The organism is Belnapia arida (genome assembly GCF_016773205.1).
GTDB classification, from domain to species: domain Bacteria; phylum Pseudomonadota; class Alphaproteobacteria; order Acetobacterales; family Acetobacteraceae; genus Belnapia; species Belnapia arida.
In genome coordinates this window covers 1-429 of record NZ_JAETWB010000187.1, presented here as the reverse complement: position 1 = coordinate 429, position 429 = coordinate 1, and the positions used below count along the sequence as shown (strand labels likewise).

Sequence of the window (429 nt, the reverse complement as noted above, 5' to 3'; positions counted from 1 at the left end):
CTGGTGCACGCGAGCAAGCCCTCGGCTCTGCGCAGTTGGGCCCTGGCGATCGCGCAGCGTCGTGGTCTGCAGAAGGCCCGTGTGGCGCTCGCGCGTCGCCTGGCTGTGGTCCTGCACCGCATGTGGTCCGACGGGACCACGTTCCAGCCGCTCGGGAGGGCCGCCGCCGCGTAATCGGACCAGCCGCTCCAACGAGATCCGCGCGTCGCGGAGTGGTGTCCCCGTGGGGACGAGGGTGAGGCGAGGACGAAGCCGTTCCTGCTCCGGGCATCCCTGGGTGCCGAGGGCGCGTAAGGGAGATTGGTCCCGCCCCCCCTTTTAGAACCCCATCCTGGGGCGGCCGGTGCGCCGACCCCGAAGAGAAGCGTGAAACCCACGCGGGACAGCACCACTGCTTGACGCACGTGCCCACGATTAGAGAAGAATGGC

The 429-nt window shown here is 69.5% G+C and carries 1 pseudogene; it reads left to right on the top strand.

The annotated features are described in order from the left end of the window. A pseudogene (locus JMJ56_RS34665) lies at positions 1-174 on the top strand (IS110 family transposase); the annotation flags it as partial. Positions 175-429 lie beyond the last annotated feature (255 nt).